Source organism: Paenibacillus sp. DS2015 (genome assembly GCF_050433705.1).
Classification (GTDB): Bacteria; Bacillota; Bacilli; order Paenibacillales; family Paenibacillaceae; genus Paenibacillus_AQ.
This window is the reverse complement of sequence record NZ_JBNPWS010000039.1, coordinates 15,310-33,217: the sequence shown is the minus strand read 5'-3', so window position 1 is coordinate 33,217 and position 17,908 is coordinate 15,310. Positions and strand designations below refer to the sequence as shown.

General features: G+C 43.3%; 18 protein-coding genes. 9 read left to right on the top strand and 9 right to left on the bottom strand.

The window, feature by feature from the left end; genetic code table 11:
- The first annotated feature begins 25 nt into the window (after nt 1-25).
- Both J2T13_RS23195 and J2T13_RS23190 read left to right on the top strand, forming a co-directional pair.
- Nucleotides 26-331, top strand: a complete 306-nt coding sequence (locus J2T13_RS23195) for a hypothetical protein (RefSeq protein WP_429374789.1) — start codon at nt 26-28, stop codon at nt 329-331.
- A gap of 101 nt (nt 332-432) precedes the next feature.
- A complete protein-coding gene (locus J2T13_RS23190) occupies nt 433-1,392 on the top strand; it encodes a hypothetical protein (protein ID WP_429374788.1) in 960 nt (319 codons plus the stop codon).
- A gap of 205 nt (nt 1,393-1,597) precedes the next feature.
- Here the strand turns inward: J2T13_RS23190 and J2T13_RS23185 are convergent, their stop codons facing one another.
- From J2T13_RS23185 to J2T13_RS23155, 7 genes are all read right to left on the bottom strand, one after another.
- Nucleotides 1,598-1,822, bottom strand: a complete 225-nt coding sequence (locus tag J2T13_RS23185; RefSeq protein WP_429374786.1) for a YezD family protein — start codon at nt 1,820-1,822, stop codon at nt 1,598-1,600.
- Nucleotides 1,823-1,957: 135 nt separating this feature from the next.
- Nucleotides 1,958-2,818 carry a sulfate ABC transporter permease subunit CysW gene (gene cysW / locus J2T13_RS23180; protein WP_429374784.1) on the bottom strand — a complete coding sequence of 287 codons (861 nt, stop codon included), beginning with the start codon at nt 2,816-2,818 and terminating at the stop codon, nt 1,958-1,960.
- A gap of 44 nt (nt 2,819-2,862) precedes the next feature.
- Nucleotides 2,863-3,696, bottom strand: coding sequence for a sulfate ABC transporter permease subunit CysT (gene cysT, locus J2T13_RS23175; RefSeq protein WP_429374783.1), 834 nt, complete (start codon nt 3,694-3,696; stop codon nt 2,863-2,865).
- 187 nt (nt 3,697-3,883) lie between these two features.
- Entirely contained in the window at nt 3,884-4,969 is a 1,086-nt protein-coding gene (locus tag J2T13_RS23170; protein ID WP_429374781.1) for a sulfate ABC transporter substrate-binding protein, read from the bottom strand.
- 277 nt (nt 4,970-5,246) lie between these two features.
- The gene (locus J2T13_RS23165; RefSeq protein ID WP_429374779.1) at nt 5,247-6,293 is read right to left on the bottom strand and encodes a lactonase family protein; all 1,047 of its coding nucleotides are present in this window, start codon (nt 6,291-6,293) and stop codon (nt 5,247-5,249) included.
- Between the two features lie 128 nt (nt 6,294-6,421).
- Complete coding sequence (locus J2T13_RS23160) at nt 6,422-6,829, bottom strand: DUF4395 domain-containing protein (protein WP_429374777.1); 408 nt, start codon at nt 6,827-6,829, stop codon at nt 6,422-6,424.
- A gap of 159 nt (nt 6,830-6,988) precedes the next feature.
- Complete coding sequence (locus tag J2T13_RS23155) at nt 6,989-7,450, bottom strand: RrF2 family transcriptional regulator (RefSeq protein WP_429374775.1); 462 nt, start codon at nt 7,448-7,450, stop codon at nt 6,989-6,991.
- Nucleotides 7,451-7,907: 457 nt separating this feature from the next.
- On the opposite strand from J2T13_RS23155, the gene J2T13_RS23150 reads away from it, so the two are divergent.
- The 4 genes from J2T13_RS23150 (at nt 7,908) to J2T13_RS23135 (ending at nt 11,933) form a co-directional block, all read left to right on the top strand.
- The gene (locus J2T13_RS23150) at nt 7,908-8,621 is read left to right on the top strand and encodes an MBL fold metallo-hydrolase (protein WP_429374773.1); all 714 of its coding nucleotides are present in this window, start codon (nt 7,908-7,910) and stop codon (nt 8,619-8,621) included.
- A 2-nt stretch (nt 8,622-8,623) separates the two neighbouring features.
- Nucleotides 8,624-9,184, top strand: a complete 561-nt coding sequence (locus J2T13_RS23145; RefSeq protein ID WP_429374771.1) for a TetR/AcrR family transcriptional regulator — start codon at nt 8,624-8,626, stop codon at nt 9,182-9,184.
- Between the two features lie 139 nt (nt 9,185-9,323).
- Nucleotides 9,324-9,803 carry a CcdC family protein gene (locus tag J2T13_RS23140; RefSeq protein WP_429374769.1) on the top strand — a complete coding sequence of 160 codons (480 nt, stop codon included), beginning with the start codon at nt 9,324-9,326 and terminating at the stop codon, nt 9,801-9,803.
- Nucleotides 9,804-10,187: 384 nt separating this feature from the next.
- Complete coding sequence (locus J2T13_RS23135; RefSeq protein ID WP_429374767.1) at nt 10,188-11,933, top strand: alpha-glycosidase; 1,746 nt, start codon at nt 10,188-10,190, stop codon at nt 11,931-11,933.
- Between the two features lie 77 nt (nt 11,934-12,010).
- Here J2T13_RS23135 and J2T13_RS23130 read toward each other — a convergent pair whose 3' ends face one another.
- Together J2T13_RS23130 and J2T13_RS23125 are read right to left on the bottom strand one after the other, a co-directional pair.
- The gene (locus J2T13_RS23130; protein ID WP_429374766.1) at nt 12,011-12,874 is read right to left on the bottom strand and encodes a hypothetical protein; all 864 of its coding nucleotides are present in this window, start codon (nt 12,872-12,874) and stop codon (nt 12,011-12,013) included.
- Between the two features lie 100 nt (nt 12,875-12,974).
- Entirely contained in the window at nt 12,975-13,886 is a 912-nt protein-coding gene (locus J2T13_RS23125; protein WP_429374764.1) for a LysR substrate-binding domain-containing protein, read from the bottom strand.
- Nucleotides 13,887-14,066: 180 nt separating this feature from the next.
- Between J2T13_RS23125 and J2T13_RS23120 the strand changes: the two genes are divergently transcribed.
- The 3 genes from J2T13_RS23120 (at nt 14,067) to J2T13_RS23110 (ending at nt 17,906) form a co-directional block, all read left to right on the top strand.
- Nucleotides 14,067-15,041: an ABC transporter ATP-binding protein gene (locus tag J2T13_RS23120; RefSeq protein ID WP_429374763.1), complete on the top strand. Its 975-nt coding sequence runs from the start codon at nt 14,067-14,069 to the stop codon at nt 15,039-15,041.
- An 80-nt stretch (nt 15,042-15,121) separates the two neighbouring features.
- The gene (locus J2T13_RS23115; RefSeq protein ID WP_429374762.1) at nt 15,122-16,192 is read left to right on the top strand and encodes an ABC transporter substrate-binding protein; all 1,071 of its coding nucleotides are present in this window, start codon (nt 15,122-15,124) and stop codon (nt 16,190-16,192) included.
- A gap of 298 nt (nt 16,193-16,490) precedes the next feature.
- Nucleotides 16,491-17,906 (top strand): ABC transporter permease, encoded by a 1,416-nt coding sequence (locus tag J2T13_RS23110; RefSeq protein WP_429374760.1) that lies wholly within the window; start codon nt 16,491-16,493, stop codon nt 17,904-17,906.
- The last annotated feature ends 2 nt before the right edge of the window (nt 17,907-17,908 follow it).

The window sequence follows — 17,908 nt, the reverse complement described above, 5'->3', positions numbered from 1 at the left end:
AAAATTTGAAAGGTTGGTGTCAGAAATGTCCAATACGTCTAAGCTTCTGAAATGGGTAACATGTGCTATCGAAGCTTTCTTTGCTATTCCTCTGATTGGAGGAGGATTCATTCTTTCATATGGCTGGACGCCACTGTTTGTCGCACTCATACTCCATGTAATCGCTATTCTGTCGCTCCTTAAAGATCGCGGTTCCATTATTGGTAATGGACTCGGCGTTATCACTTCCTTAGTGGGCATTATTCCTATCCTGGGTTGGATCATGCACGCCGTTACGGCACTAGTGCTATTGATTGAGGCTATTACATTGCGAAGCAAACCACGATATTAGTGTACCCACGTCTTATGCCATAATCACCACAACCTTGCCACCTTGAATATTCAAGTTGCTTATGCAATAGTGGAGTAAGAATAAAGAAGGAGGGATCGAGATTGTCCCTTACGGAGGCCATCACCACTTATATGAGCTCAATTGAAGGTGTCCTTGTTATGTGTCTTGCCGTCGTTCTATTTATATGGATGTACATACGCACTACTGTACAGCTGAGGACATCTGGTAAAGAGCGCCTAGAACGACTTCAGCAATCTTTGCTGCTATACAGCCGGGTGACTGGGCCGCTCGGCGAAATAACAACGAAGCACACGCCAGATCCTGAAGAAGTAAGTCATCTGGTTTTCCTACTACAGGAATGCAAGGCAGCCCCCTTATTAACACGAGATATACATGAACAGATTGACGCATACATAAGGGAACGAGATAAAGATCGGCTGCGACTACTATATAAATCTTTAGAGCGCGAGGTCAATCGTAGAATTGAGGAACAAAGTACGCTCTTAAGTAAACTCGATAATCCTAGCTGGGGATTAAGCTTCTGGCTATTATTGAAGCCAGCCGTCCCCTTTATGACCGCTATTGCTGTTCTAATCTGGGGCCTTCAACTATATCAAGTTCTTAGAGTTACAGGAAACTCCAGCTCATTTCCTTGGGGGAACATCAATGCTTGGATGCGTTTTGTTTCTTGCCTCATAGCTACATTTACAATCTATCTTGTATTAAGAGATACTAAGCGGACTTCCTATCGTGCTACATATAACCTATTGTGTATATTAATCTCTGCTGTTGCGCTACTTCATATATTAGGATTGTATATCGCCCCTTATATTCTAGCCGTTCAGCTGATCCTTTATTTAGCTGGCTTCCGACTAACCCCTAATCGCTCTCGTCGAGATAGACCTTATGCAGGTCACGATCTTTCACTTAAGGAAGCGGTACCGCTTATTCATGAGGATGCTCTTCCTTCAGTATCAGCAGCTATTGAAAGTACAGACCTATTGCCCAAAACCACACGTTCAGATCGGATCCTTTCTAGTTCTAAGAATGACAGATCATGACTTAGGCTAATTATTCTTGACAACCAACAGAAAAAGCCGCAAGTGTCCATGTCTCTTCTTCATACGGAGAGCTCATGTGAACACCTGCGGTATTATTTATTCATAACATATTGATTGAACTAAAGTATTCTCCCCAGAGTTCTATAGATTCTAAAGAAAATCCAAACGATACTAGATTGGCTGGTCTTTCGTTCAATCTCTCTACTTAACGTGAACTAGATTTTCTTAAATGTGGAGACGCCATCCGTGAGACTTCATTAGACTTAGCAGCGCCAGATGACGTGTTCTCAAAACGTTTGCGCTCCGTTCTTTCCATTTGGACAATTTGACCTTCATGCACTACAATCTGTAGTGAGCCAAATTCCATATCGTTGAGAAGATCAGTAATGCGCGTTATCCATACCTCATCTACTTTAAGTGGTTTTGCCATAAGATGTCGTCTCCTCCCCCCGATTCGTAAACCATTCACGTCTCCGTACTTTCCGCCTAAATGCTTTTACTCAATTATCATTCTTTTCCAATTAGTTTAGTGTGATTTAACTTTAGCATGCCCTTAAAAGAGATGTCAACGATCATTTTGACTTGAAAACCAACTTTTTAATAATAAAGTAACCATCGCGAGCAATAGAAGTAAGGATGCCACGGCAAAAGAGGCTGAAAATTGGTATTCGTTATAAAGAATCTCTACGTGTAAAGGTAATGTATTCGTCTCTCCACGTATATGACCAGATACAACGGAGACGGCACCGAACTCCCCCATGGCTCTTGCATTACATAGAATAATGCCATAGAGCAGGCCCCATTTGATGTTGGGCAGAGTAACCTTCCAGAAGATCTGCCAGCCATGTGCACCTAAAGTCACCGCAGCCTCTTCTTCTTGTAAACCTTGATCCTCCATCAAAGGAATCAACTCTCTCGCAACAAAAGGGAACGTGATGAACAATGTAGCCAGGATGATCCCAGGTACAGCAAATATTATTTTGATATTATGGTCAGACAGCCATGGTCCGAACCATCCCTGTGCGCCGAACACCAGTACATAGACCAACCCACCAATAACAGGCGAGACGGCAAAAGGAAGATCAATCAGAGTAATTAATATCCCTTTGCCTCGAAATTTAAATTTCGTAATGGCCCAAGCAGCAGCTACCCCAAATACGGTATTGAGAGGTACGGTAATTAGAGCTACCAATAAGGTTAGCTTCAACGCCGATAACGCATCGGGATCCGTTAATGCCATCGAATATACCGACCAGCCCCTTTTGAGTGCCTCCGTAATGACGATAATTAGAGGAAGTACAATTAACCAAAGAAGTACCAGTCCAGCACTTCCAATCAGTAGCCATTTGACCCACGATGCCTCTGTCGTTGCCGAGTGAGAAGCCGCCTTTCTTGGTGATGTCGTTAAAGGTACAGAACCCGCCATATGAACATCCCCTTCTTTAAAAAGTGATCACCCAGAGTACCTTGTTAGCGGGAGGCTCGACGGGTCCATCTTTGGAATGAATTAATAATGAGTAGTAGTACGAATGAAACGAAGAGCAGTATCATAGCTACGGCTGTAGCTCCAGCATAATCGTATTGTTCAAGCTTCGACATAATTAACAACGGTGCAATCTCAGTTCTCATCGGCATGTTACCTGAGATAAATACGACTGAGCCATATTCTCCAATTCCCCGAGCAAAAGCCAAAGCGAAACCCGTGATTAATGGTGGTATTAGCTCAGGAAGTAGCACTTTACGAAAGGTACGAAATCGTCCTGCTCCTAGTGTAGCTGCAGCTTCCTCCGCATCCTTCTCCATATCCAGTAAAACCGGCTGTACAGTTCGGACAACGAAGGGTATCCCAATAAACATCAACGCTAGTGTAATCCCAATGGGTGTGAATGCCACCTTAATTCCAAGTGGCTCCAACAGAGAGCCAATCCATCCATTCTGTGAGTATAATGCAGTTAGTGATATACCCGCTACCGCAGTCGGTAACGCAAACGGAAGATCAATTAAAGCATCAAACAATGACTTGCCCGGGAAGTTATAGCGTACTAACACCCAGGCCAGAAGGAGTCCTAGCACAGCATCCAATAAGGCAGCTACCGCTGAAGTTGTGAAACTAACACGATAAGATGCGAGCACACGAGGATCAGTCGCTACATGCCAGAATTTATCCCAAGTAAGTCCCGTAGAATTGAAGAGCAACGCCGTCAAGGGAAGCAATACGACCAAGCTTAAATAAAAGACGCTGAACCCCATCGTAATCCCAAACCCAGGAATCACTTTACGCTGGACACTCTTGACTTGACTCATGCCTCTTTCATCCTTTCCTTGCCTTCGGTTTAATGAACCGATCAGCTATGTAGAATGAGATCAAGTTCATTTACTACCTTGTTTTCATTCTAGGTTCCTTAGATTGAGATCAAGTTAATCTGCTTCCTTGATCTCATTCTAGGTACCTTAGATTGAGATCAAGTTCATTTACTTCCTTGATCTCATTCTAGGTGCCAGGTACATAAATCTGATCAAATACTCCGCCATCATTGAAATGCTTCGCTTGCGTTTCTTTCCATGTTCCAAATACATCTTTTAGCGTAAAGAGTTCAATGTTCGGAAAAGAATCCTTGAATTTCTCTTTAACACTATCTAGTGTCGGACGGTAGAAATTCTCAGCAGCAATAGTCTGACCTTCTTCAGTATACAAATACTTCAGATAAGCTTCAGATACTTCTCTTGTTCCCCGTTTATCGACCACTTTATCTACTATAGCTACTGGAGGTTCAGCCAATATACTCAATGGAGGATATACAATATCAAATTTATCAGGGCCTAATTCTTTGACAGATAGAATAGCTTCATTCTCCCATGCAATCAACACATCTCCGATTCCTCGTTCAACAAAAGTCGTTGTAGATCCCCGTGCACCCGTATCCAAGACAGGAACATGTGAGAATAATGCCTTTAGGAATTCCTGAGCTTTGGTTTCATCATTGTTATTCTGCTTCAGCGCATAGCCCCATGCCGCAAGATAATTCCAACGTGCCCCACCCGACGTTTTGGGATTTGGCGTAATCACTTCAACACCATCTTTAATTAAATCTGACCAATCATTGATACCCTTGGGGTTTCCCTTACGGACCAAGAACACAATTGTCGAGGTATACGGTGAACTATTCAACTCGAACTTGCTCTCCCATCCCTCATTAATGAAGCCTTTTTCTTGAAGAGCATCAATGTCATATCCAAGTGCTAATGTCACCACGTCTGCTTCTAGCCCATCAATAACGGATCTACTCTGCTTACCAGAACCACCATGAGATTGCTTAATCGTAACGTTCTGCCCCTTCTCCTTCAGCCAATAAGCCGAGAACGCCTTATTATATTGTTCGTAAAGTTCTCGTGTAGGATCATAAGATACATTCAAAAGCTCTACATCTTTTAGTTGTTCTGTCCCTGTTGTAGTCCCGGTTGTATTCGTAGGTTCTGAAGCCTTAGTCTCTGTTGTTTTGTTTCCGCATGCAGCCATCGTCACAGTCATCAATAATACTAAAGCCGTAATAACCCCTTGTTTTATTCCCTTTTTCATCTTCTTCACTCCTACAATTCTTCGATTACCCTACAAACCTAGGAACAACAAATAGACAAAGGAATACATCAACTGGACTGTCAAACCAACCTCGAAGAGATTGTGTCTGCAGCATACAAGTGATGATATTCCTCCGTCTGTACGGTAAGAACCATTATTTAATTATTCCTACCCGATTAGTAAGGTATGTCGTTATTGTAATGAGCATTACCCGAACTGTCAAACCTTTTTTTATAAATAAATAAAATAAATTTCCATTTGTGATAAACTCTTGGCTTTACACTGGTTGAATACACATCGGTCTAGGTATTAAAAGGTTGAATCCCGTCTCTGTCAAACGTCCCGTTTCCGACTCCATCGCAAAAGAAACGACGCTACCACTATCTTGATTAGCTACAATAATATGCCCCGATGGTGAAATCGCAAAGTTCCTCGGTGTCACTCCATGTGTAGATACCCACTCCACAGCCTTTAAACCGCCTGTTTCTGGATCAATCGAATAGAGACCTATACTATCATGTCCACGGTTAGAGACGTATAAGAATCGACCACAAGGGGATACATGAATGTCGGCGGCTGTATTGTCTCCTTGATACTCTAGTGGGAGTGTCGAGATGCTTTGCAATATTTTCAACTCTACCGACGTCTCGTTATATGCAAATACGGTAATTGTATTACTTAGTTCATTCACACCATACCCCCATTTCTTCTCAGGGTGAAAATCAAAGTGGCGTGGACCCGATCCAGGCGGAAGATTTACCTCATGGTGTGTAACAAGAATCCCGTCTTCCAATCGGTAGAATATAATCTGATCTATGCCAAGGTCACAGACCATCACATACTGACCTGACGTATCCGAAAAAACAGAATGAGGATGTGCTGCCTCTTGCCGATCCGTGTGGGTACCCGATCCTGTATGTACGATGATCGATGACATTTCGTCCAATGCACCATTACTCCCAAGCCGGAACACATTAATTTGTCCCCCAGAATAATTAGAGACGAACACGAACTGTTCATCAGAAGAAAGGCTTATATAACATGGATCCGCCCCTTCTGTTGGTTTTCGATCCAATAAATGAAGTTCACCCGTCTCCTCATCAATTGAATAGACTAGCACTTCCCCTTCAGACTGTTCACTTACTGCGTACAATCGATTCCCTGCTGCATTTAGCCTCAGATAAGAGCAATTATTGATTCCTGCCATCGTACTTACGATACGCATAGAACCATCATCCCCATTTATAGAGCAAATATATATTCCTTTCTCTTCATTCGACGTACTGTTAGCCGTATAAAAAAGCGTTTCATTATGCAAATTCATATCAACACCACTCCTTATATTAAGTCTATTCTAGTTATTACCCAGTTTATAGCTCCATATATCAAAAATCCCTCATACCATCACCGTAATGATGTTATAGAGGGATCAGATTAATCTATGAGCATAGCTTAAGATTTCCTTCTCAGCGCTTTAAATTGTTTGTATTGAAAATAAAGGGTGCAACCAATACAGTAACCACATATTGCAACAAAGGCTGCCACAAATAACATCCCAGCAAATACATAACCTACAATCGGTAATTGCAACAGAAAACCAAGTAACGATAACGTAATGAAACCCACTGCTAACTTGTTATTGAAGCGCTGTAACTCCACCGCCTGCGTAGCCCTTCCCTCAACCTTAAGAAAAGATTTAGCAAGCAACACAAACACATTCTTACCCGTAAGAAGTCCTATAATCTGAATAAGCCAGAGTGCAAGTAATATATATGGTTGATTAAACAATGCAGTTAAAACAACAAATAGAACAATACCTGTCTGATTCGTTTTAACGTACGCTTCTGGGATTTCTTTCATGAACGTCACCACCTTCGTGTTAAATATAATTCATTATTCATATATGTACAATAGGAATTATATCAGGCCAAATTGCGAAATAACCCGGTATTCACCGGGTTAAGTAGAATCTTTATTTTCTTATTAACAACTTTATTAAGATGAGGGTCGATGAAGGTCTTATTCGGAACTTTGATCATCTTCTAATGGAAATAACTGTTTACTCTTACCCGATTGAATATCACGAGTTACATCAGCTAAAGTGATGTTATCGTAATGTCGTTCTAATACCAATTCTCCACTACCATAGATTTGCTCCATTACCTCCTGGATGTGCTCTGAGACTACACACGCGGCCTCTCCACCACCAGAGAACCAATTCGGTTGAAGTGAGCCTCTAGCAAGTAAACGATACAAATCGCCAAGCGTTAATTCATCACTGTTGATGTTCAACAAATAACCTCCACCAACGCCTTCCTTAGTCGTGACATAGCCCTGTTTACGAAGTAACCCAAGTACTTTACGGATACGAGCAGGATGAGTACAGACACTTTTTGCAATTTCATCGCTGTTCGCCATATGGTCTTTTTTTAAACTAAGTAGGGTTAAACAATGGACGGCAATATTAAATTCACTATTCATTACATCGCTCCCTCTCATCTGTAAATATATATATAACAGTTTTTTATGTCAAGTCTTCTAATAATCAGTGACGAATCTCCTATAAAAAATGAGCCCTTTCCATAGAAAGGGCCCCAAGTAGATTAGACATATGAAAGGGTTTACAAAACCTATTATAATATGAATATTCGTTTTTGAAAACGCTTTTTTTGAATATTCATCCATTTTGATATTTATTCCTGTTTAATAAGGGGCTCATCACCACGATTAGCACTTAAAACGATGTGTAATATGGAACATAACGTTTAGCAGACGGAGACGCTTCCGATCGCTATTGCCCATTTTATTGTATATTCCGCTGTTTCCTGTGAAAACTATTTCTATGATTAAATATTTATTGACCAAAACTAACCTTGTTAGCTATAATACTAATTACATTAATTAAATTGCTAATAACATTAGTATTAGGAGGTATATTATGAAATCGACCACAATACAAAAAGTACATCAACTTTCATTCCTACCACGTCTATTTCCAATCAATGTGTACCTTGTAGAAGAAGACGATGGGTTAACTCTAATTGACACGGGTATGCCTTTTAGTAAGAATGGAATACTTAAAGCTGCTTCTAAACTAGGTAAACCCATTGTCCGGATTGTACTAACACATGCTCATGGTGATCATGTAGGTGCTCTTGATACTCTTAAAGTAGCTTTACCAGACTCCAAGGTATATATTTCCCGACGTGATAACGCCCTGCTCTCCGGTAACACAGAACTTGAAGCTCATGAACCACAGACTAAAATACGTGGGAGTGTACCTACCCATATTGTGACTAAACCGGATTATTTACTGGAGGATCTGGATCGCATAGGTTCACTACAAGCTATCGCTTCCCCTGGTCATACACCTGGACATATGGCATTCATAGATACCCGCAGTGATATCCTCATTGCTGGAGATGCCCTCCAGACACGTGGAGGATTAGCGGTATCGGGACATATGAACCCCTTATTTCCGTTTCCAGCACTAGCAACATGGAATAAAGAAACGGCATTAGAAAGCGCTAAGCGCCTATTGCTACTGAACCCAACTTGGCTCGCTGTAGGCCACGGCCTAGTTATGCAGAATCCTAGCCAGGCAATGGACCTAGCTATCACAAAAGCACAAGCTGCTCTAAAGGAGACATAGTAATGGTAAAAAAAATGAGGTTGGATCGCAACATTATATTAACAGCCGCAACAGAAATTGCTGATTCGCATGGTTTAGAATCCGTTACACTATCTGCGCTTGCAGAGAAATTGGGCATACGTTCCCCTTCACTATATAATCATATCGAAGGTCTACCCGGACTCCGAATTGACCTAGCCGTGTTCGGATTACAACAACTCCGACACCTGATGACCGAGGCAGTTATAGGCAAATCAGGTAATGAAGCGGCACGCAGTCTCGCCATTAGCTATGTTAAATTTGCTAGGCTTCATCCTGGGCTCTATGAAGCCGTATATCGCCCTCAACCTAATACTAATTCTGCCTTAGAAGAGGCAGGCAATGCCTTGGTTGAAATGATAATTCGCGTACTAGAACCTTTCCAGTTGGGAGAAAAACAGACTATTCACAGTGTTCGTGGTTTACGTAGTCTTCTACACGGATTTGCTTCACTTGAACAGAACGATGGTTTCCGTATGGGCATCGATCGAGATGAAAGTCTACATTTTATGATCGAAACTTTCCTTCAAGGACTGAGACAATAAGAAACAGGATTATCCACCTTCTATTGAGGTAATATTGAGGTAATAATGTTTGCACCGCTCTTCAATTGAAAGTCCCCATCTGTGTGATATAATAAACTTACTTCAAATTGCAAATTATTATAGAGAGGGGTATTAGACCTTGCCTAACATCAGTCCCTCAACTCTTCAAATAGGAAGTACTATTGGAGCTCTTGTTCTCGCACTGCTCACCATTTTCATCCGACTGAGAGCTAGTAATAAACCTGTAACCGTTAAGAAAATCATCATACCCCCTTTAGGAATGTCTACTGGATTCTTGATGTTCGTTGCCCCTATGACACATATTCCCTTGTGGTGGGGAGTTATCGCATTATTCGTGGGTTGGTTTCTCTTCTCGTATCCACTCATTCGTAGTACTCATTTCAAAAAATTGGATGGCTTGATCTATGCGGAGCGTTCTCGGAGTTTCATAGTTATACTACTCGGTCTACTCGTCGTTCGTACAATACTCCATCAGGTGATTGAACAATACGTTTCCATTGCTCAATCTGGTGCTCTGTTCTTCTTACTAGCCTTTGGAATGATATTACGGTGGCGTCTATTTATGTACAAAGAATATCAATTGTTTCTGCGTGATTAACTTATATGCCCTACATTCGACCATATAGCTCAACTTCGATCTAATTCTAGGTTGAGCCACATGATCGTAATAGCTTCTATTTATGCTTCCATTCACGATTCAATTTATGTTAAGTTATCTCAATTTCAATATCAGTGCTTACAAAATGGATAGTGGTGATAAATGATCTCTTACAGTTCATATTTTATTGTAAAATCCAAGAGCTAAGTGGTATATTTATATGAACGCTGAAAGAAACTGTCATCATCCATAATTTAAAGGCACTGCTACCCTTAACAAAAGGTACAACCTCGACTATTTACAGTCTTGTGTTGCGCCTTTTTCTTATAGTGGCTGTTAAAAAGTTGACTATTCAGCAACCTAGAAAAGGAGAGCAATAATACTATGTTTCTTGAAGCCGTATATCACCGCCCACAACAAAATTGGTGTTACGCCTATAATGGCACTACAATCCACCTCAGAATTCGTACCAAAAGGAATGATGTTACCAGCATTTCAGCAATGACTGGGGATAAGTATGCTTGGGATCGAACAATGGAATACTTACCTATGACCCTTTTAACTACCGACGAAATGTTCGACTACTGGGAATGTGAAGTGACACCCCCTTATCGCCGATTGAAGTATGGTTTCCTATTGCAAAAAGATGAAGAAAAATGTTGGATGACAGAGTATACATACCTAAACGAAGCTCCCGACAATCCTGATCGACTATTCGAATACCCATTTATCAACCCAGTTGATGTATTCAAGACGCCTGAGTGGGTTAAGAATGCCGTATTCTATCAGATATTTCCTGAACGATTCGCCAATGGAGATCCTAGTATTAACCCGACAGGCACACTTCCATGGGGTGAAACTCCGCTACGAGATAATTTCTTTGGCGGTGATTTACAAGGTGTCATCGATCACATTGACCACCTCAGTAACCTGGGGATCAATGCTCTCTATTTCACGCCGTTGTTTACGGCGACGACCAATCATAAATATGATACCGAGGACTATCTTCAAATCGATCCTCAGTTTGGTGACGTTGATCTATTGAAGAAGTTAGTAGCACTTTGTCATGAACGTGGAATACGCGTGCTTATGGATGCCGTATTCAACCATTCCGGAAGAACCTTTGCTCCATTCGTTGATGTACAGAAGAACGGGGAATCTTCTCGTTACAAAGATTGGTTCCACATTTCCAAGTTCCCCATTCATGTAGAGAATGGAATTCCAAGTTATGACACCTTCGCTTTTGAGCCATTGATGCCAAAGCTCAATACTGAGAATCCGGAGGTCAAAGCCTACCTTCTGCATGTAGCAGAGTATTGGATTAAGGAAGTTGGCATCGACGGATGGCGATTGGATGTAGCTAATGAAGTAGATCATCAGTTCTGGAGAGAGTTCCGCCAAGTGGTTAAAGCTGCAAATCCCGACGCTTATATTCTAGGGGAGATATGGCATGAATCTTCGAGTTGGCTGCAAGGTGATCAGTTTGATGCCGTGATGAATTATCCTTTCACCCATGCCACGCTTGATTTCTTCGTAGACGGTTCTACAGATGCAGAAGGATTCTCACATGCTATTGGCAAACAGCTGGCGCGCTATGCCCGTCAAGCCAATGAGGTGGCCTTTAACTTACTAGACAGCCATGATACACCGCGCCTAATTACACTCTGCAAAGAGGATAAACGTAAAATGAAGCTCGCTGTGTCATTTCTATTTACATTTATCGGCACACCATGTATTTACTATGGTGATGAAATAGGACTTACCGGTGATCAAGATCCAGCCTGTAGAAAATGTATGGAATGGGATCCTGAGAAGCAGGATCAGGATTTATTCAGCTTCTATCAAGAATTGATTAAGATTCGTCTGAAGTACAGCGCATTTCGTACAGGTACATTTACATTCCTTTCTTCTGAATCGCGTAGTACAACACTAGCCTATGCCCGCGAGGATGAGCAGGGTAAATTTATAATTCTCATGAATAATCACGATGAGCAGCAATCCATCGAAATACCCTTAGCAGAGAACCGATTAGAAGAGATCCGCTCGGGTGAGACCTATATGATCAAGAATGGATCACTAAACGTAACATTACCTTCTTACGGTTGTTTGATATTTAGAGTCGTACGTTAGTAAGTAGAGTCATTAACCCTAACAAAGGGGATATTCTTAGGTCAGATTATGACCTAAGAATATCCCCTTTAATTCGTTTAGTAGCGACTCAGCATTAATTGGGTTTTTAACCCGTCTGCAGGAACGAGCCAACCCTTATTATTCAAGCTATTAATGAGTGCTGTACGGTTAACGCTAGCCTCGTTATAATTCGCCGTTTTGAACGATATTTCTACGAGCGGTTCTATTCCTGTACCCGCTGCATCACGTATAGGCCACACTTCCACATCTACCTCAAGCCCGTTCCAGCTACCTTCATATTTACTGACAAGCACAGGACCGTAAGCACGGGCATTTTGAAGCTGTCCCTTACCCCAATTACTTGAGCTCCAATCTTTCAACTTACCAGGCAATTTATCCAGCAACATCCCCCGGGCAACGGCTTCAGATGGAAGTCCTAAGGCGCCATTTAATGAAGTACTGACCTTTTTATCTAGCGATATGCTTAAGGTTTGCTTGCCATATCCCCAATCTACCTCTGCCTCATAATTATCATCCGTAATATCAAAGCCCTCGTTATTCGCAAGGGTTAGAGCCGCTTGGATATCCCCATTTTGAATCGCATACCTTTTTTTGTAGTTTAACTCGTAGTTGTCTTTATTCTCTTTTTTTCTAAAACGTGCATTCCAGCCTTGCGCCTCAAGATCTAAGCTGAGGGTATCAAAGTACTCGACATTAACCTGTTTGGGACTGGATAGACTGAATTCGGACCTTATAGCAGAGGTCAGTGAAAGATTTCCATCCAATACTTGCGTAGAATCCAGCAGCAACTTGACCTCGTAGGATGGAACCATGTTAGCCTCCTGGCCCTTTGCTTGAACCATCTCAGGTGCGTGTAGTACCGATACTAACATTGTCGCACCAAGGAACACTGCACTTGCTTTTGCCAACCAATGTTTCATCCTCTCAACTCCTATTCATGAATGGGATTACAAATACTATGTTAGAGGTCCATTGTCATGAAGAGATCAAACGGGAAAACTAATTTTGTTAATTATTCCACTAATTTATAGATGAGAGGCAAGAATTTTTAAAGCTACTATGAAGTGTATCAATAAACTTCTCTGTCAATCGGGAGTCATAACGATCCTTGTTATAGCAGCAATGGATAGAACGCTCGAAATTAGCATGGGGTACTTGCCGCATGAGCAAGCGTCCCTGCTTGACTTCCTCCTGTACAGCCAGACCTGAGATAAAGGCGATGTGTCCGCCCTGCTGCACGGTCTGTTTGATAGCTTCAATCGAATCCAATTCGATAGGGCCAACCAGGCCAACCTGGTGATTGTTCAGCCACCTCGTCGTCATTTCCCTCGTACTTGATTCTTTCCCGTGAAGCACAAAATTAGCTGTCGCTATCAAGCCCGGATTGAGCTCTTCATAAGATGCCAAATGATGATCAGGCGAAAAGATGACGACCAATTCATCCTCGCAAAGGCTGTGAGTGGATAAGAAAGACTTCTCGAAAGGCTCCGATGAAATAATCCCCAAGTCAATTTCGTGATTCCAAAGCTTCTCTTTAATGATAGGCGCTGGCTTGACCAATACCGACAATTCAATACCAGAATTAGCTTTGGAAAAGTCACTCAGTACCTCCGGCAACACATAGGTCGCTGGAACATAGCTGGCTCCAATGGTGAGCTTCCCCCTGGCAAGACTTCCGTATTCCTTCACGACACGTTCGGCCTCCTGCGCCAGCTTATTAATGCGGGAGGCGTAATGGAGTAAAGCCCGTCCGGGTGCGGTCAAGAAGGTCTTATCCCCCCGCGATTCGAACAGTTTAACGCCCATATCCTGCTCCAATCTTTTCATATGATAAGTGATGGTCGGCTGCTTTAGCTCTAGTACGTTGGCGACAGCTGTGATTTTCTTATGTTTTTCTAGTAACTCAACGATTTTTAATTTCAACAAATTCATGCGCTAACGCCTCCAATTCCGTTTTATCCACTGTAGCATAGAAAAATTCGATGATTGTTAAAGCAAATCCACTAAAAAGTTAATGTTTCATTTACATATCTCAAACAAAGGACAAATAGTTCGCCGCTATACTGATCACAAGACTGATAACAAGCTTAAAGAATAGGCAGGTTAACAAAAATGGGAGATATCACTATCCGTCTGTTAGAAAAGTCCTTTGGTTCAGTCCAGGCGCTACGACCTTCAAGTCTGACGATTGCCAAAGGCAGCTTCACTACACTACTCGGCCCTTCCGGCTGTGGGAAGACAACGCTTCTACGGATGCTGGCTGGACTGGAGACCCCCGATGCAGGAGAAATTCATGTGGATGGAGAGTGCTATTATTCGAAAGACCAACGAATTAATAAGCCAGCTCACCAGCGCCATTTCGGGATGGTATTTCAGGACTTTGCACTTTGGCCACACATGACTGTTTTTGAAAATGTTGCTTTTGCTCTGCGCGCAGCTAGAAAGAAAAATGGCTTAAAGGAGTCGGTGCTTCATGCGCTGAGAACCGTGCGGCTAGAAGGTATGGAGAAGCGATTTCCGCACGAGCTCTCTGGTGGACAGCAGCAGCGAGTAGCCTTTGCCAGAGCAATCATAATGAAGCCACAGCTCGTGCTGTTCGATGAGCCGCTCAGCGCCCTTGATGCTATGCTCCGCGAAGAAATGCGTGCAGAGCTGTTGCATTTAGTCAAAGAGATTGGTATTACCGCCCTCTATGTCACACATGACCAGACAGAAGCCATGAGCATGTCAGATGAGGTTGTAGTGTTGCAAGAGGGAGAAATATTACAGCGAGGGACGCCGGAGCATATTTACAGCGCCCCAACCCATCCCTTCGTTGCTCAGTTCATAGGTAAGTCTAATTGGCTGATGAAGGATAAACGAATGGTTCGACCTGAGCATATCCGCTGGAGGGAGGAGAACATCGCTGATCATCGCTTTGAGGGTACGCTACGCCATGCCAGCTATATGGGAGACCGCTACGAAGTTGAGCTTGACATGCATCAGGATCTTGGAATATGGACAGCGTACTCTTCTTCCCGGTTGTCCATCGGTGAGACGATACAGGTATATGTATCTCCAGAACATGTACATGATGTTGTGTTATAAGTTACTTCATTCGTTAATGGAAGTTATAGCAATCACGCTAGCCTGAACAGGCGGCGCACTATGATTAGGGGGCAATACAAATGAAAATAGCCAAACAAGGGTTGATGCTTGCTTTAACAGTATGTATGGGAATAGGTTTAGTCGGTTGTGGAGCAGCAGGAAACAATGCACAACCTGCGGAAACAGCACCAACAAATTCAGTATCAGCACCCGTGGAACCACTGGATACAAATAAGAAACTAAGCGGCACTTTAGCCGTCTATAGTGCAGGCCCAGAGGGCTTAGCCAATAAGATCAAAGAAGGATTCGAGGCCAAAACAGGTGTCAAGGTAGAGATGTTTCAAGGGACAACAGGAAAAATACTCGCTCGTATGGAAGCCGAGAAATCAAATCCAGTCGTAGATGTCGTTGTGCTCGCATCGCTACCAGCGATGCAAGGGCTCAATCAAGATGGCATGCTCTTGGGCTATCCTGAGGCGATCAACGCAGACAAACTGATCGCGGACTGGTCTGACCAAGATGGACATTATTTCAGTTATAGCGCATCTGCTCTTGGCATTGTCTATAATACGAAGCTTGTTCAGACCCCTCCTGCTTCGTGGGCGGATTTAGCCAAGCCTGAATGGCAGGGAAAGGTGAACATCCCCGATCCATCCTTATCTGGTTCTGCGTTGGATTTCATCTCGGGCTACCTGAGTGATGTAGGGGAGAATGGCTGGACGCTCTTTGACAGCTATAAACAGAATGATGTGGCAATGGCTGGAGCTAATCAGGAAGCTCTTGATCCAGTTATTACAGGCGCCAAATCCATTGTGGCCGCTGGTGTTGACTATATGGCTTATAAAGCGAAGGCCGCAGGAGAGCCTATTGATATTGTTTATCCTAAGGAAGGTAGTGTCATCAGTCCGCGCCCAGCTGCCATTGTGAAGACGAGTACAAACACCGACAATGCTAAAGCATTTATCGATTATCTGATTTCAGATGAGGCACAAGAGATGGTAGCCAGCGCATACTTGCTACCCGGTCGCTCGGATGTTGAGGCGAAAGACCGCACAAATGCCAGTGAGATAACCACATTTAATGTGAACTGGCAGTGGATGAACGAGAACAGCGACAGTGTTACAACGAAATTCTCGCAATTGTTTAAGTAAGACGAGCCGCCCGGCGGTTCGGGCTTAGATGGGTGGTACGACAATGCAAACCAATTCTTTCAAATCATATAGATGGATATGGCTCGTGCTGGCACTGCTACTACTTGGCATGCTGGTGCTAGCACCACTGATGATGATCTTTTGGACGAGTCTGTATCCTGACCAGACCTTTGATTTACAGGCGCCGCTACGCAATATCATGCAGAGCGATTTAAGCCAGGTACTATTCAATTCCATCTGGTTGGGAATGTGCGTCATTGCCGTGACAACGGTACTGGCATTCCCCCTGGCTTGGATTATGGCGAAAACGGAACTGCGCCGTCATAAATGGCTTGATATCGTGCTGCTAATACCATTCATGACTCCTCCCTATATTGGTTCGATGGGCTGGATGTTATTTATGCAGACCAACGGTTATATGGAACAGTTCATCCCAGCGGCTTCGGCCCTGACCCCTGCGTTCTTTAGCTTCGGGGGAATGGTTACTATTATGAGCCTGCATCTGTTTCCTTTCCTGTATTTGTTGCTGCGCAATTCGCTTCTCCAAATCAGCGGAAATATGGAGGAAGCGGCAGCTGTGCATGGCGGTGGATTTCTTTATCGTATTAGACGAATCATTCTGCCGCTGCTCTTATCAAGTTATGTCATGGGTGCCCTGTTGATATTCGTCAAAACGATTGCCGAATTCGGCACACCCGCAACCTTTGGTCGCAAGATTGGATTCTATGTCATGACGTCGGAAATCCATAAATACATTTCAAGCTGGCCGATCGATTTTGGCAAGGCGACTTCGCTTGCTTCCGTGTTGCTCGCCTCTTGTTTAGTCATGTGGTATATCCAGAGCGTTATCAGCAGCCGTTATTCGTATCGTCTAGTCGGTGGCAAGGGAACGACTAGCAGATACGCTTCCGTTAAGAGTTGGAGAGGTCTTGTATGTTGGCTCTATATTGGTCTGCTACTGCTGGCTTCGATTGGGGTCCCGTATTTCTCTATTATTACAGCCTCACTGCTCAAGTTGCGCGGCGAAGGGATAGCCTGGTCCAATCTTACGCTACAACACTACGCTGATTTATTAGCTCCAGGATCGGATAGCTTGAATGCGCTGTTGAACAGCTTCGGCTTATCGATCGTTGCATCCACGATTGCAGTCGTGCTAGGCACCTGGTTGGCACTGACCGTACAGCGCTCCCGTACGCCGGGACAGAAGCTAGTTGATCTGTTCAGCTTGTTACCTAATACAGTGCCAGGTATAGTCATCGTCGTGGGATTGATTCTGCTATGGAATGCCAAATGGATGCCTATTCCACTATATAATACGTACGGCATGGTGGTGCTTACCTATGTCATCCTGTTTCTTCCCTACACCGTTCAATACGTGAAATCCAGCTACGGACAGATCGATCCCATGCTAATGCAGGCAGGCCATGTATTCGGCGGGCGTAGGCTGTATGTGCTACGGAGAATCTTACTTCCGCTTCTGCTACCCGGAATGCTGGCAGGATGGATGATGACCTTTACGATATCCAATCGTGAATTAGTTGCTTCCTTATTAATTTTACCGCCCGGGATGAAGACCTCAGCGACCTATATCTTCGCGCAATTTGAACAGGGTGCAGTGTCCATGGGCATGGCTATGGCGGTAATCTCCGTCGGAATAACGACCGCACTACTACTTGCAATGTCTTATATTAGTTCACAACAGAAAGTGGAATAGCT

Excerpts from the sequence above, each read along its gene's own strand:
- J2T13_RS23155 (WP_429374775.1), bottom strand. The coding sequence starts at position 7,450 with ATGAATAGTGAATTTAATATTGCCGTCCATTGTTTAACCCTACTTAGT.
- J2T13_RS23130 (WP_429374766.1), bottom strand. The coding sequence starts at position 12,874 with ATGAAACATTGGTTGGCAAAAGCAAGTGCAGTGTTCCTTGGTGCGACA.
- J2T13_RS23165 (WP_429374779.1), bottom strand. The coding sequence starts at position 6,293 with ATGAATTTGCATAATGAAACGCTTTTTTATACGGCTAACAGTACGTCG.
- J2T13_RS23125 (WP_429374764.1), bottom strand. The coding sequence starts at position 13,886 with ATGAATTTGTTGAAATTAAAAATCGTTGAGTTACTAGAAAAACATAAG.
- J2T13_RS23115 (WP_429374762.1), top strand. The coding sequence starts at position 15,122 with ATGAAAATAGCCAAACAAGGGTTGATGCTTGCTTTAACAGTATGTATG.
- J2T13_RS23135 (WP_429374767.1), top strand. The coding sequence starts at position 10,188 with ATGTTTCTTGAAGCCGTATATCACCGCCCACAACAAAATTGGTGTTAC.
- J2T13_RS23195 (WP_429374789.1), top strand. The coding sequence starts at position 26 with ATGTCCAATACGTCTAAGCTTCTGAAATGGGTAACATGTGCTATCGAA.
- J2T13_RS23150 (WP_429374773.1), top strand. The coding sequence starts at position 7,908 with ATGAAATCGACCACAATACAAAAAGTACATCAACTTTCATTCCTACCA.
- J2T13_RS23120 (WP_429374763.1), top strand. The coding sequence starts at position 14,067 with ATGGGAGATATCACTATCCGTCTGTTAGAAAAGTCCTTTGGTTCAGTC.
- cysT (WP_429374783.1), bottom strand. The coding sequence starts at position 3,696 with ATGAGTCAAGTCAAGAGTGTCCAGCGTAAAGTGATTCCTGGGTTTGGG.
- J2T13_RS23170 (WP_429374781.1), bottom strand. The coding sequence starts at position 4,969 with ATGAAAAAGGGAATAAAACAAGGGGTTATTACGGCTTTAGTATTATTG.
- J2T13_RS23145 (WP_429374771.1), top strand. The coding sequence starts at position 8,624 with ATGGTAAAAAAAATGAGGTTGGATCGCAACATTATATTAACAGCCGCA.
- J2T13_RS23185 (WP_429374786.1), bottom strand. The coding sequence starts at position 1,822 with ATGGCAAAACCACTTAAAGTAGATGAGGTATGGATAACGCGCATTACT.
- J2T13_RS23110 (WP_429374760.1), top strand. The coding sequence starts at position 16,491 with ATGGCGAAAACGGAACTGCGCCGTCATAAATGGCTTGATATCGTGCTG.
- cysW (WP_429374784.1), bottom strand. The coding sequence starts at position 2,818 with ATGGCGGGTTCTGTACCTTTAACGACATCACCAAGAAAGGCGGCTTCT.
- J2T13_RS23160 (WP_429374777.1), bottom strand. The coding sequence starts at position 6,829 with ATGAAAGAAATCCCAGAAGCGTACGTTAAAACGAATCAGACAGGTATT.